Consider the following 14,044-nt stretch of genomic DNA (forward strand, 5'->3'; position numbering starts at 1 on the left):
CCGGGGGGTGTTGGTCTTCCCGCGCTCCGTGAGACCGGGAAGAATTGCGGGATGGAGCAGCCGCACGACCTCACCGTGGAGGCCCCCCGCGCATGGGACCGGCCCGCCGTCTCCGTTCCCGTCCTGGTCTGCCTATCGCTCGTCGGTGGCCGGTTCGCGTCCTTCTCCACCGAGGCGAATCTTTTCACGCTCGGCACCGGCGGGGTGCTGATCTGGCTCGGTCTGAGCAATCGGGTGCCCCGCCGACCGGCCCCGCGTCGTCTGGGTGCGGGGGCGGCCTGGTGGGCGGTGCCGGTGGTGGTCTTCGGTGTCTTCGAGGGGGCGACCTTCGTGATGGCGGTCGGGGATGACTTCCCCACCTTCTCCCGGCTGGCCGACCCCCTCCTGGAAGATCACCTGACCCGCTCGGCGGTCTGGTTCGCCTGGCTGGCGGCCTTCTGGGGGCTGGTGCGGCGATGATGCGGGCGCTCGCGATCGGCGGCTTCCTGGCCGCGCTGGTCCTCTTCGCGGTGGTCGAGTGGATGGCCCGTCGGGAGGGCTCCCGGATCCCCACTCTGGGCGAGATGTGTGCGTACGTGATGCGCTACGAGGTCGGCCCGGTGCCGGTGGGCCGGATCGGTCTGTTCGGGTTCTGGTGGTGGCTGGGCTGGCACTTCCTGGCCCGCTGAGCCGGGTTGTCGGCTGTCCAGATGGCGGGAACCGAGAGCAGCATGTGGACCTGAACGATAACTTGGGAGAGGGCCGGCGCCGCATGGCGGCGCAGCTCATGGGTGGTGGTGCCACACCTCGTGCCGCCTCCCTCCAGGGTCGCACCGACCCGGGCTCACGCTGCCCAGTCGGCTGCTCCGGTAATCCCGGACCGCCGTGGGGCGCTCAGCACGACCGCCCGTGAGGGCCGCCGCGTGTCGGTGGCTCGCTCCCTGGAAGGACCACCACCATGCCGAACAAGCCCAAGCCCGAGACCACCGACGACGCCCGCGAGCAGGCCCGCCGCGCGCTGCAGACGTCGATGGACACGCGTCAGTAGACCGTTCCTGCCGGTGGGACGCCGCCGAGGCGTCTCGCGGCAGCGCGGCCACCCGTCCGGTTTGACGCCCTACCTGGTTGCCGCTCGCAATCCTCGCCGAGCCGCGCCTGTGCGCTCGACCATTCGACCCGGAAGCTCTGGAACCACCGTCGGGCGGCCGGGGCGGCCGGGTGTAACCGTCCTGCCCCGGCCGCCCATGGGGGCCGCTCAGGACAGGAACTTGTCCAGGGCGCTCTCGATGGTGCCGGCGTCCGGCGAGGCGTACGCCTTCATGGTGACGTTGTTGTACGAGATGACGCTCGGGCACCTGTTCGCCGGGGCTGCCACGGTGCCGCCGTCGCCGACCTTCTCGCCGGTCTTGGCGGCGTAGAAGGTCAGGGTGTAGCGCGACGAGACATAGTCGACAGTGACCTGCTTGCCGGTCTTGTCCTTGTACAGGCACTTCGTCGGCTCACCCTCGCTGCCCTCCACGAACTTCAGGCAGCCGACCACTGACACCGCCTCGTACTCGGTGGTCTTGGCGGAGTAGGGCTTGGTCGACGAGACGTACTTCGACGACCAGGACGTCGGCCGGTCCGGGCTGTTCGAGAACGTGTACGCCTTGGCGCCAGCCGGGCCGTTGTAGGGTGCCGAGTTCAGGATCCGGCTGCCCTGGCAGACGTTCGACAGGTCGCTGGAGAAGCGGGCCGTCATCGAGTTGTTGTCGCTCGGGGCATCCGACTGCCCGGGTGCGGGTGAGGCCGTCGTCCCCGGCGTGGTGCCGGAGGTGGGTTCGGCGGACGTGGCCGTCGTGGGCTCGTCGTCGTCGCCGTAGGCGACCAGGAGTCCGATACCGCCGCCGCAGAGGGCGAGGATCAGGACGACCGCACCGACGACGAGTCCGATGATCAGACCCTTGTTCGACTTCTTGGCCGGCGGAACGGGGGCGCCGTACTGCGGCATCGGGGGCTGCTGCCCGTACTGCGGCACCGGGGGCTGCTGCCCGTACTGGGGCACCGGGGGCTGCTGCCCGTAGGGCGGTTGCCCGCCCTGCTGCGGCGCGGGGGGCCCGCTCCACGGCGTGACGTTCGGGTCAGGCTGCTGCCCGTACGGAGGGTATTGGTCACTCATCGTAAGCCCTTATCGCTGTCAGTGCGTTGTCAAGATCGTGGAACGTGGTCAGGGTAGTAAGCCCTACAAAAGTGGGACGCCCGGTACTCACTCGTGGCCACGCTCGCCTCGCCGGCTAGCGTCGAACGGGGAAAGTCCCGCGTAAGTCGCTAGGTGCCTTGCACTCCTTACTGGGGCCGTGCCAGGATCGGCGGCGATGAGCCAGCCAGCCCGCACCGACACCGCGACGGCCACCAGCGGGTCCGCCTCGCCGCGCCGCATCGCCAGCCTCGCCCTGCCGGCCCTCGTGGTGCTCGCCGCCGAGCCGCTCTACGTGCTGGTCGACACGGCCGTGGTCGGTCACCTCGGCCGGGTGCCGCTCGCCGCACTCGCCATCGGCGGCACCGTGATGACCCTCACCGCATGGGTCGGCACCGTGGTCGCGTACGGCACCACCGGGCGCGCGGCTCGCCGCTTCGGGGCGGGTGACCGGGCCGCCGCGGTGGCCGAGGGCGTCCAGTCTTCCTGGCTGGCGTTCGGTGTCGGTCTGCTGATCGCGATCGGCATGCAGTTCGGCGGCGGCGCGCTCGCGCGTACCCTCGCCGGCGGTGGTGGCGAGGTGGCCGACGCCGCCGCGCACTGGCTGCGCATCGCGGCCCTCGGCGCCCCTGGCCTGCTGCTCGCCGCCGCCGGCAACGGCTGGCTGCGCGGTGTGCAGGACACCCGCCGCCCGTTGTTCTTCGTGCTCGGCCCCAACCTGCTCTCCGCGCTGCTCTGCCCGCTGCTGGTCTACCCCGGTGGGCTGGGCCTGATCGGCTCGGCGGTGGCCAACGTCGTCGCGCAGACGCTCTGCGGGGCGCTGTTCGCCGCGGCGCTGGTCGCCGAGCGGGTGTCGCTGCGGCCCCGGCCCCGCGTGATCCGCCAGCAACTGGTGCTCAGCCGCGACCTGCTGATCCGAGGGGTGGCGTTCCAGGCCAGCTTCCTCTCCGCGACCGCCGTCGCCGCCCGCTTCGGCGCCGCCGCCGTCGGCGCCCACCAGATCGCCCTGCAACTCTGGTTCTTCACCGCGCTGGTGCTCGACGCGCTGGCCATCGCCGCCCAGTCGCTGGTGGGCGCCGCGCTCGGCGCCGGCGACGACGCCGGCGCCCGGGCGCTCGCCCGCCGGATCGGGTTGCTCGGCGGCGTCTGCGGCGTCGCCTTCGCGCTGCTCATCGCCGCCGGCGCCGGCGTCGTGCCGTCGTGGTTCAGCTCCGACGCGGGGGTACGCGAGCAGGCCATGGCCGCCTGGCCGTGGTTCGTCGTCATGCTGCCGCTGGCCGGGGTGGTGTTCGCCCTGGACGGCGTGCTGATCGGCGCGGGGGACGTGCGGTACCTGCGCAACCTCACCATCGTGGCCGCGCTCGGCGGTTTCCTGCCGGCCATCTGGTTGGCGTACGCCCTCGACCTCGGGCTGGGCGGTATCTGGGCCGGGCTCACCCTGTTCGTGGTGATCCGGCTGGTCGCACTGCTGCTGCGCCTGCGTAACGGCGGTTGGGCGGTCACCGGCGCGGTCCGCTGACCGGGTCGGCCCCGCCCACACACCGCCGGGTGCCGGGCATCTGGCAGGCTTGGCCGACGTGAGCACCGATGGTCTGATCGTGGTCGACAAGCCCGGCGGCATGACGTCGCACGACGTGGTGGCGCGGATCCGCCGGCTGGCGAAGACCCGACGGGTCGGGCACGGCGGCACCCTCGACCCGATGGCCACCGGCGTGCTGGTGATCGGTGTGGGCCGAGCCACCCGCCTGCTGACCTACGTGATCGGCGCGGGCAAGAGCTACAACGGCACCATCCGGCTGGGCCAGGCCACCGTCACCGACGACGCCGAGGGCGACGTGATCGCCACCGCGCCCGCCGGTCACCTCACCGACGACGCGATCCGGTCGGCGCTGACCGCGCTCAGCGGCGAGGTCGACCAGGTTCCGAGCGCGGTCAGCGCCATCAAGATCGACGGGCAGCGGGCGTACAAGCGGGTCCGCGACGGGGAGAGCGTCGAGCTGCCCGCGCGCCGGGTCACCATCTCCCGGCTGGAGGTGCTGGCGATCCGCCGTACCGAGCCGGACGTGGTGGACGTCGACGTCGACGTGACCTGCTCCTCCGGCACGTACATCCGGGCCATCGCCCGGGACGCGGGCCTGGCCCTCGACGTCGGCGGTCACCTGACCGCGCTGCGCCGGACCGCTGTGGGCGGCTTCACCCTCGCCGAGGCGGCGACCCTCGACGAGCTGGAGCAGCGCGCCCCGGACGTGGTGAACCTGCCGCTGGACGCGGCGGCCGACCGCTTCTTCCCGCGCCGCGAGGCGACACCCGAGGAGGCCCGGGTGCTCGCCCACGGCGGGCCGCTGGACCCGGCCGGCCTCACCGGGCCGTACGCCGTCTTCGGACCGGCCGGCGGCCTGATCGCTATCGTCAGCGAGCGGGACGGGCGGGCCCGCGCGGAGATCGTGCTCGCCCCGGCCTGACGGCGGGGAGCAGGTCCGCCGGCCCGGGGCCGGCGGTGTCGACCCGCCGGCCGGCGGGACACAGGGAGGAGCGGCATGCAGCGGTGGCGGGGGTACGACGCGGCGCCCGGTGGGTGGGGACGCTCTGTCGTCACCATCGGCGTCTTCGACGGCGTGCACAGGGGGCACCAGGCGACCATCGGGCACGCCGTTGCCCGGGCCCGGGAGCTGGGCGTGCAGTCGGTGGTGGTCACCTTCGACCCGCACCCGGCCGAGGTGGTCCGCCCCGGCTCGCATCCGGCGGTGCTCACCGAGCCGGCCCGCAAGGCGGAGCTGATCGAGGCACTCGGCGTCGACGTGCTCTGCGTGGTGCCGTTCACCCAGGAGTTCTCCCGGCTGCCGGCCGAGCAGTTCGTGCACGACGTCCTGGTTGAGAACCTGCACGCGGCACTGGTGGTGGTCGGCAGCAACTTCCGCTTCGGGCACCGGGCGGCCGGCGACGTGGCCCTGTTGGAGCGGCTGGGGCAGACCTTCGGCTTCGCCGTCGAGGGCGGCCCGCTGGTCGCCGAGGACGGCACCGTCTTCTCCTCCACGTACATCCGCTCCTGCGTCGACGCGGGCGACGTGGGCGCGGCGGCCGCCGCGCTGGGCCGCCCACACCGCCTGGAGGGCGTGGTGGTCCGTGGCGACCAGCGGGGCCGGGAGCTGGGCTTTCCCACCGCCAACCTGCTCTGCCACCGGTACGCGGCGGTGCCCGCCGACGGGGTGTACGCGGCCCGGCTGATCCGTCGTGGGCAGCATGAACCGCTGATGGCGGCGGTGTCCGTGGGCACCAACCCGACCTTCTCCGGCCGGGAGCGGCGGGTGGAGGCGTACGCGCTGGACTTCTCCGGCGACCTGTACGGCGAACGGCTGGCCCTGGACTTCGTGGCGCGCCTGCGCGGCCAGATCCGCTACGACTCGATCGAGCCGTTGATCGCCCAGATGGACCAGGACGTCGAGCGCACCCGGCGTGCTCTGGCCTGATCATCTCCGACCGGTGGGGCCCTGCCGAGGCCCTTGGCCGGGTGTTACCGGTGAGTGCTGGTAGTCTTGCCGAGACGTCGGGTGACCGGCGTGGGGCCTCGCGTGCCTGCTCGACGCCGCGGGTGCGAGGTACCGGTCCGTTCCCGGTCCATCGGGACGACGGACACCCACTTGATCAACCCACCGAAACAGGGAGAACATGGCGCTCGACCAGGAAGCCAAGGCCAGCATCCGTGCGGAGTACGCGACCGCCGAGGGCGACACCGGTTCGCCGGAGGTTCAGGTCGCGGTCCTCACCAAGCGGATCGCCGAGCTGACCGAGCACCTGAAGGTGCACAAGCACGACCACCACAGCCGCCGTGGGCTGCTGCTGCTGGTCGGCCGTCGCCGTCGGCTGCTCAACTACGTCCAGAAGAAGGACATTGCGCGCTACCGGTCGCTCATCGAGCGGCTCGGCCTGCGCCGGTGACGTGACGGGGGAGTGGCCGACCGGCCGCTCCCCCGTACCGCGTCCCATCTGAAGAAACACGGGCCGCGCGACCACCCGAGAGGGAGCCGGTCAGCGTACCGGTCTCCGGTAGTGGCCCCCGGGAACCCCGGCATCATGCCGGCCACCCGGGCGCTTCGATCGAAGACCGGCCGGCTGAGCAGCTCCCCGATGTCGTGGGCCCACGACGCGAAGGAGCACGACAGCACATGACCGAGACCAAACTCGGCACCGAATCCCGCACCGCCGTGATCGACAACGGGTCCTTCGGCACCCGTGAGATCACCTTCTCCACCGGTCGGCTGGCTCGCCAGGCCGCCGGTTCCGTCATCGCCCAGCTGGGCGAGACGGTCGTTCTCTCCGCCACCACCGCCGGTAAGCACCCGAAGGAGCAGTTCGACTTCTTCCCGCTGACCGTCGACGTCGAGGAGCGGATGTACGCCGCGGGCCGCATCCCCGGCTCGTTCTTCCGCCGTGAGGGCCGGCCGAGCGAGGACGCGATCCTCACCTGCCGCCTGATCGACCGGCCGCTGCGCCCGTCCTTCGTGAAGGGCCTGCGCAACGAGGTCCAGGTCGTCGAGACCATCCTCGCGCTGGACCCGCAGCACCCGTACGACGTCGTGGCGATCAACGCCGCCTCGATGTCGACCAAGCTCTCCGGCCTGCCGTTCTCCGGCCCGATCGGTGCGACCCGCGTCGCCCACATCGACGGCCAGTGGGTCGCCTTCCCGACCCTGGAGGAGCTGGCCCGCGCCACCTTCGACATGGTCGTGGCCGGCCGCACGCTCGAGGACGGCGACGTCGCGATCATGATGGTCGAGGCCGAGGCCACCCCGAACGCCGTCGCCCTGATCTCGGCCGGTGCCACCGCCCCGACCGAGGAGGTCGTCGCCAGCGGCCTGGAGGCCGCCAAGCCGGCGATCCGTGAGCTGTGCCGCGCGCAGAGCGAGCTGGCCGAGGTCGCCGCCAAGCCGGTCACCGAGTTCCCGGTCTTCCTGGACTACCAGGACGACGTGTTCGCCGCCGTGGCCGACCTGGCCCGTGGCGAGGTGGCCGAGGCGATCACCATCGCCGGCAAGGCCGACCGCGAGGAAGCCCTGGACCGGGTCAAGGCCCGGGTCGCCGAGGAGTTGGGTGCTCGGTTCGAGGGTCGGGAGAAGGAGCTCAGCGCCGCCTTCCGCTCGCTGACCAAGTCCGAGGTGCGCAACCGCGTGCTGCGCGAGCAGGTCCGCATGGACGGCCGCGGCCCGCGTGACATCCGGGCGCTGACCGCCGAGGTCGGCGTGCTGCCCCGGGTGCACGGTTCGGCGCTGTTCGAGCGGGGCGAGACCCAGATCCTGGGCGTCACCACGCTGAACATGCTCCGGATGGAGCAGATGGTGGACACGCTGTCCCCCGAGAACCGCAAGCGCTACATGCACAACTACAACTTCCCGCCGTACTCGACCGGTGAGACCGGCCGGGTCGGCTCGCCGAAGCGTCGCGAGATCGGCCACGGTGCGCTCGCCGAGCGTGCGCTGATCCCGGTGCTGCCGTCGCGCGAGGAGTTCCCGTACGCCATCCGGCAGGTGTCGGAGGCGCTCGGCTCCAACGGCTCCACCTCCATGGGTTCGGTCTGCGCGTCGACGCTGGGCCTGCTCTCCGCGGGTGTCCCGCTGAAGGCGCCGGTCGCCGGCATCGCGATGGGGCTCATCTCCGACGAGGTGGACGGCAAGACCCAGTACGTGACGCTGACCGACATCCTCGGTGCCGAGGACGCGTTCGGTGACATGGACTTCAAGGTCGCCGGCACGCCGGAGTTCGTCACCGCGCTCCAGCTCGACACCAAGCTCAACGGCATCCCGTCGGACGTGCTGGCTTCCGCGCTGCAGCAGGCGAACGAGGCCCGGCAGGTCATCCTCGGTGTCATGAAGGCCGCGATCGAGGCTCCGGCCGAGATGTCGGACTACGCGCCGCGGGTCACCACCGTCAAGATCCCGGTCGACAAGATCGGCATGGTGATCGGCCCGAAGGGTCAGACCATCAACGCGATCCAGGACGAGACCGGCGCCGAGATCTCCATCGAGGACGACGGCACGATCTACGTCGGCGCCACCAACGGCCCGTCGGCCCAGGCGGCCGTCGACCGGATCAACGGGATCGCCAACCCGACGCTGCCGAAGCAGGGCGAGCGGTTCCTCGGCACGGTGGTCAAGACCGCCGCGTTCGGCGCGTTCATCTCGCTGCTGCCGGGTCGTGACGGCCTGCTGCACATCTCCAAGGTGGGCGACGGCAAGCGGGTCGAGCGCGTTGAGGACTTCCTCAACGTCGGTGACCGGGTCGAGGTCGAGATCGCCGACATCGACGCGCGCGGCAAGATCTACCTGGACAAGGTCCGGCCGGAGGGCGCCGAGGCGCCGGCCGCCGGCGAGGCCGCCGGTGGCGACCGTCCGGCTGGTCGTGACCGCGGCGACCGGGCTCCGCGTGACCGCGGCGACCGCGAGCGTGGCGGCGACCGGGGCGGGCGTGGCCCGGAGCGCGGCAACGGCGGCGGCGAGGGCGGCAACGGCGGCGGCGGCGAGGGTGGCGAGGGCGGCGAGCGTCCGCGCCGCCGGACCCGGCACAGCTGACCGTCGTACAACGCATCACCCACCCCTCGTCGAACCGGGAGCAAGTCGTGAGTCGGGCCTTCAGCGCGCCGTTTCCACCGGATCGACGGGGGGTGGCCCCCTCTCGGGACACCGGGGCGGGCCGCTCCGGCGGCACCGCCCGCGCGGTGACCCGGACGCTCAGCGACGATCCGCTGGGCGGCACGGTACGACGTACCGTGCTGCCCAGCGGGCTGCGCGTCCTCACCGAGGCGATTCCGGCGATGCGCAGCGTCTCGTTCGGCGTCTGGGTGGCGGTCGGCTCGCGCGACGAGACCGGTCCGCAGGCCGGTGCCGCGCACTTCCTTGAGCACCTGCTGTTCAAGGGCACGCACAAGCGCACCGCCCTGGAGATCTCCTCGCAGATCGAGGCGGTGGGTGGCGAGACCAACGCCTTCACCACGAAGGAATACACCTGCTACTACGCCCGCGTGCTGGACGAGGACCTGCCGCTCGCGGTCGACGTGATGTGCGACCTGGTGGCCGACTCGCTGTTGGAGCCGGCCGACGTCGAGACCGAGCGTGGCGTGATCCTGGAAGAGATCGCCATGCACGACGACGAGCCCGGTGACGAGGTGCACGACCTCTTCGTCCAGGCCGTCTACGGCGACCACCCGCTGGGCCGACTGATCTCCGGCACCGCCGAGACCGTCACGCCGATGACCCGCCGGCAGATCCAGAGTTTCTACCGGGGCCGCTACACGGCACCGCAGATCGTCATCGCCGCCGCCGGCAACCTCGACCACGCCGCAGTGGTCAAGATGGTCCGCCAGGCGGTGCGGGGCACCCCCCTGGACAGCGACCCGGCCACCCCGGCGCCGTACCGCGCGGCAACCCCCACCGTACGGACGAAGCCGGCGACCACAGTGGTGGAGCCGAAGGAGACCGAGCAGGCGCACGTCATCCTCGGCTGCCCCGGCATCGACCGCCTCGACGAGCGGCGCTTCGCCCTCGGGGTGCTCAACAACGTGCTCGGCGGTGGCATGTCCAGTCGCCTGTTCCAGGAGATCCGCGAGCAGCGCGGCCTGGCGTACTCGGTCTACTCCTACGCCAGCCAGTACGCCGACACCGGCCTGTTCGCCGTCTACGCCGGCTGCGCGCCGGGCAAGGTGGACGAGGTGCTGGCCCTGACCCGTGCCGAGCTGGCCCGGGTCGCCGCCGACGGGTTGACCGAGGCCGAGGTGGCCCGGGGCAAGGGCATGAGCAAGGGCTCGTTCGTGCTCGGCCTGGAGGACACCGGTTCCCGGATGAGCCGGCTGGCCAAGGGCGAGCTGCTCTACGGCGACCTGATGCCGGTCGACGAGCTGCTCCGACGGGTCGACGAGGTCACCGTGGAGGACGTCAACGTCCTCGCTGCCGAGCTGCTCAGCCGGCCGATGTCGCTGGCCGTGGTCGGCCCCTTCGGCGCGGGCGACTTCGCGGTCTGAGGGCTGCCGCGCGGCGCGGTCGACGGCACCCCGGTCGGGGCGTCCCGGCCGGTGGAGCGCACCGGATCCGGCCGGAAGGACACGTCCCGATTGGGATAGGTTGTGCCCCGTGACTGACGAGCAGGACAAGACCCCGGCCAAGCCGCTGCGGGTCGGCGTGTTGGGTGCCCGCGGCCGGATGGGCATCGAGGTCTGCAAGGCGGTCGACGCCGCCGACGACCTCGAACTCACGGCGTCGATCGACCAGGGCGACAGCCGCTCTGCCGTGTCCGCCGCCGAGGTGGTCGTCGACTTCACCACGCCCGATGTCGTCATGGACAACCTGCGTTGGTGCATCGACCAGGGCATCAGTGCGGTCGTCGGCACGACCGGCTTCACCGAGCAGCGGCTGGAGCAGGTGCGTGGCTGGCTGGCCGACAGGCCCGGGGTGGGCGTGGTCATCGCCCCGAACTTCGGCATCGGCGCGGTGCTGATGATGCAGTTCGCCGCGCGGGCCGCCCGGCACTTCGAGTCCGTCGAGATCATCGAACAGCACCACCCGCGCAAGCTGGACGCCCCGAGCGGCACCGCCACCCACACCGCCCGGCAGATCGCCCGGGCCCGCGCGGAGGCCGGCCTCGGCCCGGTGCCGGACGCCACCAAGGACGAGGTGTCGGGCGCGCGCGGCGCCGACATCGACGGGGTACGCGTCCACGCCGTTCGTGCCACCGGCCTCGTCGCCCACCAGGAGGTGCTCTTCGGCACCACGGGCGAGACGCTGACCATCCGGCACGACTCGTACGACCGGGCGTCGTTCATGCCGGGTGTGCTGCTGGCCGTCCGCGCGGTGCGCAACCGCCCCGGCCTCACCGTCGGTCTGGACGCCCTGCTCGACTGACGGTCCGTTCCTCCGCCACGCGGCCAAGATCTGAGCCCCCAGCTCGGGTAGCATCCGGCGGATGATCAATGGGGGACACCTGGACAGGGCCGGGCGACGGGTGACGCTCCGGCCGGTCGACGACGACAACTGGCGGGCTGTGGCCGACGTCGCCCCGCGTGACGACCAGCGCCGGTTCGTGGCCGCGCTGGGCGCGCGGTACCTGCTGCTGAGCAGCCGCTCGGAGGTGTGGACCTCACTCGCCGTGTACGCCGACGAGACGGTCGTCGGCCACGTCATGTGGGGCGTGGACGACGACGGCTCGCACTGGATCGGCGGAATGCTGATCGACGCCGCCGAGCAGGGCCGGGGCGTCGGCCGGGCCACCGTGCAGACGCTGGCCCCCTGGCTGGCGGCGAGGGAGGGCAACCCGCCGGTCCGCCTCTCGTACCACCCGGACAACACCCCGGCCGCCGCCCTCTACACCTCCCTGGGCTTCCACCCCACCGGAGCGGTCGACGACGAAGAGCTGGTTGCCGAAGCCAACGGCGGGTCGGACAAGGGCTGACCGACACAGTGCAGCGGCCCGGCAGAGGCCGCCACACCGGCCGCGTCACTCTTCTGCGGGCACCTTCTCCGCCGGGACGCCGACGTGCAGGCGCACCTGAGGCACCAGCATGTCGTCGACGTCCAGCGCTCGGGCCGCGCCGTCGGGCTCCCAACCGGTGCTGGTGAGGAACTTCCGGGTCGCCTCGTCACCCTCGAACGCCCAGGCCACCGCCCGGCTCAGCCCATCCTCCCGCCACAGGTCGACGGCGGCGGCGAGCAGCCGGCTGCCGTGCCCGCGCCGGCCCCACCGCGGCTCGACCAGCAGGTCGGTCACGGCGGCCACGTCGGGGCCGAGCGCGTGGGCCGGCTCACCCGGGGCCAACGCCTCGGCGTCAGCCGGGCCGGAGGCGGCGAACCCCACCAGATACGATTGCTCGGCCTGTTCGACGGCGACCAGCACGCGGTGCGCGCCCGAGGGCGGCTCCAGCACCGCGGCGCTCCACCGCCGGGCGAGGAACGCCTCGTCCAGGTTGTCGAGCACGTGCCGAGGCAGAATGCGGCGGTACGCGACCCGCCAGGTTGCGAGCTGGATGCGTGCGATCTCGCCGGCGTCCTCGGGACGCGCCGGGCGGACGTACCCGAGAGCCATGGGACGGAAGCCTACGCAGGGCGAGGGAGGCGACGGTGGCGCAGGGTGCCAACAGGACGACCGCGCAGGTCACCGGGGTGGTGGTGCTCGCCGCGGCGGTCACCGCGTTCCTCGCCGTCGCGGCCGTCCGGCACGGTTTCTTCGACCTGAAGGTCTACTACGGCGCGTTGACCTGGTGGGTGCACGACGGCGGGGAGATCTACGACTACCTCAAGCCGGGCACCCAGTACGGCTTCACGTACCCGCCGTTCGCCGCGCTGGTCATGCTGCCGATGGCGTACCTGCCGTGGACGGCCGCGATCGTGGTGAGTGTGCTCGCCAGCGTGGTCACCACCGCGGTGCTGCTCTGGTGGCTGATCGACCCGATCGCCCGCCGGGCCGGCTGGACCCGGTGGTTCGCGCTCGCCGTGGCGCTCTGCCTGGCCGCCGCGTTCGAACCGATGCGGGAGACGGTCAACTTCGGTCAGGTCAACACGCTGCTGCTGTTCCTGGTGGCCGTGGATCTGCTGCGGCTGCTGCCGGCCGGCAACCGGTGGGCCGGGGTGGGCATCGGGCTCGCCACCGCGATCAAACTGACCCCGGGTGTCTTCATCGTCTATCTGCTGGTGACCGGGCGATGGCGGGCGGCCCTCACCGCCAGCGGCACCGCCGCCGGGGTGACGCTTCTGGCCGGTGCGCTCTTCCCCGACGCGTCCCGGGAGTTCTGGACCGAGGCGCTGTGGAACACCGGCCGGGTCGGCGAGCTCGCCTTCGTCTCCAACCAGTCGCTGCGCGGGGTCGTCGCCCGGCTCGACCCGCAGCACCCGAGCACCCTGCTCTGGCTGCTGCTGGTGCTCGGCACCCTGGCGCTCTGGGCCTGGCGGTCCCGGGCCGCCGTCGCGGCCGGCGACGAGGCGACCGGCCTGGCGTTGACCGGCGCGGTGATGTGCCTGGTCAGCCCGGTCACCTGGGTGCACCACCTGGTCTGGCTGCTGCCCGCGCTGATCCTGCTGGTCGAAAACGCGATGGCCGCGCCGGCCGGCCGCCGACGGCGGGTCCTGCTGGTCGCCGCGACCATCGGGTACGCGGTGCTGATCAGCCGCACCGTCTGGTTCTGGGAGAAGGACTTCACCGGGGTCGACGGCTTCCTGGGCAGCAACGCCTACGTGTGGATCAGCCTGGCGCTGCTGGCCTTCCTGCCGATCCGCCGTTGGCTGACCCGGGGCGGCTCAGCCGTCGAGGCGTCCGGCGTACCGCAGCTCGACCAGCCCGACCGGCGGGCTCCCACCGGCAAGCGGCACCTCGTAGGTCGACTGCTCACCGTCCGGTGACAACCCGGCCCGCACACAGAATCGTCGGGCCCGCCGGTTGTCCGCCAGCACCCACAGCCGATAGTCGGTCCAGCCCCGCTCGTGCAGCCCGGCCCGGGCGGCGGCCAGGAGCGCGGTGGCGGTCCCGTCACCCCAGCACGCCGGCTCCACGTAGATCGCCAGCACCTCGCCGACCGTCGGGTCCAGGTCGTCGCGGTCCTGGTCGCGGCGGTACGGCCCGAACGTCGTGAAGCCCACGACCAACCCGTCCACCTCGCCGAGCAGGGTCGTGAACGGGTGCTCGGGGTCGGCGGTGCCAATGTCGCGACGGCGCTGTGCCCACGCCGCCACGTTCAGCCGCCGCAGCACCTCGTCCGGCATGAAGCCGGCGTAGCCCGCCTGCCAGCCGTGCACGTGCACCCGGGCGACGGCTTCGGCGTCGTCCGGCTCCTCCCGACGGATGGTCAGCATTGCACCGTTCTATGCCCCGTTGGCCGTCACGTCCAGCTTCCCGCACCGGCGTCGTACCGATGAATTA

14 protein-coding genes are annotated in these 14,044 nt (G+C 72.1%); 11 read left to right on the plus strand and 3 right to left on the minus strand.

Features of this window, described 5'->3' with window-relative positions; translation table 11 throughout:
- Positions 1-51 precede the first annotated feature (51 nt).
- Together CLT68_RS13645 and CLT68_RS13650 are read left to right on the plus strand one after the other, a co-directional pair.
- Positions 52-459, plus strand: coding sequence for a hypothetical protein (locus CLT68_RS13645; protein ID WP_088946709.1), 408 nt, complete (start codon positions 52-54; stop codon positions 457-459).
- On the plus strand, positions 459-668 hold the full coding sequence (locus tag CLT68_RS13650) for a DUF6186 family protein (protein ID WP_199177221.1): 210 nt from the start codon (positions 459-461) through the stop codon (positions 666-668). The genes CLT68_RS13645 and CLT68_RS13650 overlap by 1 nt, the downstream gene beginning before the upstream one ends.
- A 566-nt stretch (positions 669-1,234) precedes the next feature.
- Here CLT68_RS13650 and CLT68_RS13655 read toward each other — a convergent pair.
- Positions 1,235-2,137: a hypothetical protein gene (locus CLT68_RS13655; RefSeq protein WP_099851289.1), complete on the minus strand. Its 903-nt coding sequence runs from the start codon at positions 2,135-2,137 to the stop codon at positions 1,235-1,237.
- Between the two features lie 196 nt (positions 2,138-2,333).
- On the opposite strand from CLT68_RS13655, the gene CLT68_RS13660 reads away from it, so the two are divergent.
- The 8 genes from CLT68_RS13660 to CLT68_RS13695 all read left to right on the plus strand — a co-directional run bounded on the left by CLT68_RS13660 (position 2,334) and on the right by CLT68_RS13695 (position 11,587).
- Positions 2,334-3,674, plus strand: a complete 1,341-nt coding sequence (locus CLT68_RS13660; RefSeq protein ID WP_099851290.1) for an MATE family efflux transporter — start codon at positions 2,334-2,336, stop codon at positions 3,672-3,674.
- 58 nt (positions 3,675-3,732) lie between these two features.
- Positions 3,733-4,617, plus strand: a complete 885-nt coding sequence (gene truB, locus CLT68_RS13665) for a tRNA pseudouridine(55) synthase TruB (protein ID WP_099851292.1) — start codon at positions 3,733-3,735, stop codon at positions 4,615-4,617.
- A gap of 75 nt (positions 4,618-4,692) precedes the next feature.
- Positions 4,693-5,622: a bifunctional riboflavin kinase/FAD synthetase gene (locus CLT68_RS13670; protein WP_099851294.1), complete on the plus strand. Its 930-nt coding sequence runs from the start codon at positions 4,693-4,695 to the stop codon at positions 5,620-5,622.
- A gap of 199 nt (positions 5,623-5,821) precedes the next feature.
- Positions 5,822-6,091 carry a 30S ribosomal protein S15 gene (gene rpsO, locus CLT68_RS13675; RefSeq protein WP_030337594.1) on the plus strand — a complete coding sequence of 90 codons (270 nt, stop codon included), beginning with the start codon at positions 5,822-5,824 and terminating at the stop codon, positions 6,089-6,091.
- A 227-nt stretch (positions 6,092-6,318) separates the two neighbouring features.
- Complete coding sequence (locus tag CLT68_RS13680) at positions 6,319-8,718, plus strand: polyribonucleotide nucleotidyltransferase (protein WP_099851295.1); 2,400 nt, start codon at positions 6,319-6,321, stop codon at positions 8,716-8,718.
- A 47-nt stretch (positions 8,719-8,765) separates the two neighbouring features.
- The gene (locus tag CLT68_RS13685; protein WP_099851297.1) at positions 8,766-10,163 is read left to right on the plus strand and encodes a M16 family metallopeptidase; all 1,398 of its coding nucleotides are present in this window, start codon (positions 8,766-8,768) and stop codon (positions 10,161-10,163) included.
- A 109-nt stretch (positions 10,164-10,272) separates the two neighbouring features.
- Positions 10,273-11,040 carry a 4-hydroxy-tetrahydrodipicolinate reductase gene (gene dapB / locus CLT68_RS13690; RefSeq protein WP_099851298.1) on the plus strand — a complete coding sequence of 256 codons (768 nt, stop codon included), beginning with the start codon at positions 10,273-10,275 and terminating at the stop codon, positions 11,038-11,040.
- A gap of 61 nt (positions 11,041-11,101) precedes the next feature.
- Positions 11,102-11,587, plus strand: coding sequence for a GNAT family N-acetyltransferase (locus tag CLT68_RS13695; protein WP_099851300.1), 486 nt, complete (start codon positions 11,102-11,104; stop codon positions 11,585-11,587).
- A 45-nt stretch (positions 11,588-11,632) separates the two neighbouring features.
- Here CLT68_RS13695 and CLT68_RS13700 read toward each other — a convergent pair whose 3' ends face one another.
- Positions 11,633-12,217: a GNAT family N-acetyltransferase gene (locus CLT68_RS13700; RefSeq protein ID WP_099851301.1), complete on the minus strand. Its 585-nt coding sequence runs from the start codon at positions 12,215-12,217 to the stop codon at positions 11,633-11,635.
- 35 nt (positions 12,218-12,252) lie between these two features.
- Between CLT68_RS13700 and CLT68_RS13705 the strand changes: the two genes are divergently transcribed.
- Positions 12,253-13,527: a glycosyltransferase family 87 protein gene (locus CLT68_RS13705; protein WP_099851303.1), complete on the plus strand. Its 1,275-nt coding sequence runs from the start codon at positions 12,253-12,255 to the stop codon at positions 13,525-13,527.
- Here CLT68_RS13705 and CLT68_RS13710 read toward each other — a convergent pair.
- Positions 13,426-13,977 carry a GNAT family N-acetyltransferase gene (locus CLT68_RS13710; RefSeq protein WP_099851304.1) on the minus strand — a complete coding sequence of 184 codons (552 nt, stop codon included), beginning with the start codon at positions 13,975-13,977 and terminating at the stop codon, positions 13,426-13,428. The genes CLT68_RS13705 and CLT68_RS13710 overlap by 102 nt on opposite strands.
- Between the last annotated feature and the right edge of the window lie 67 nt (positions 13,978-14,044).

Source organism: Micromonospora sp. CNZ299, assembly GCF_002754415.1.

Coding starts and splice junctions, on each gene's coding strand:
- CLT68_RS13700 (WP_099851301.1), bottom strand. CDS start 12,217: ATGGCTCTCGGGTACGTCCGCCCGGCGCGTCCCGAGGACGCCGGCGAG.
- CLT68_RS13645 (WP_088946709.1), top strand. CDS start 52: ATGGAGCAGCCGCACGACCTCACCGTGGAGGCCCCCCGCGCATGGGAC.
- CLT68_RS13695 (WP_099851300.1), top strand. CDS start 11,102: ATGATCAATGGGGGACACCTGGACAGGGCCGGGCGACGGGTGACGCTC.
- CLT68_RS13710 (WP_099851304.1), bottom strand. CDS start 13,977: ATGCTGACCATCCGTCGGGAGGAGCCGGACGACGCCGAAGCCGTCGCC.
- rpsO (WP_030337594.1), top strand. CDS start 5,822: ATGGCGCTCGACCAGGAAGCCAAGGCCAGCATCCGTGCGGAGTACGCG.
- CLT68_RS13670 (WP_099851294.1), top strand. CDS start 4,693: ATGCAGCGGTGGCGGGGGTACGACGCGGCGCCCGGTGGGTGGGGACGC.
- CLT68_RS13660 (WP_099851290.1), top strand. CDS start 2,334: ATGAGCCAGCCAGCCCGCACCGACACCGCGACGGCCACCAGCGGGTCC.
- CLT68_RS13650 (WP_199177221.1), top strand. CDS start 459: ATGCGGGCGCTCGCGATCGGCGGCTTCCTGGCCGCGCTGGTCCTCTTC.
- CLT68_RS13655 (WP_099851289.1), bottom strand. CDS start 2,137: ATGAGTGACCAATACCCTCCGTACGGGCAGCAGCCTGACCCGAACGTC.
- CLT68_RS13680 (WP_099851295.1), top strand. CDS start 6,319: ATGACCGAGACCAAACTCGGCACCGAATCCCGCACCGCCGTGATCGAC.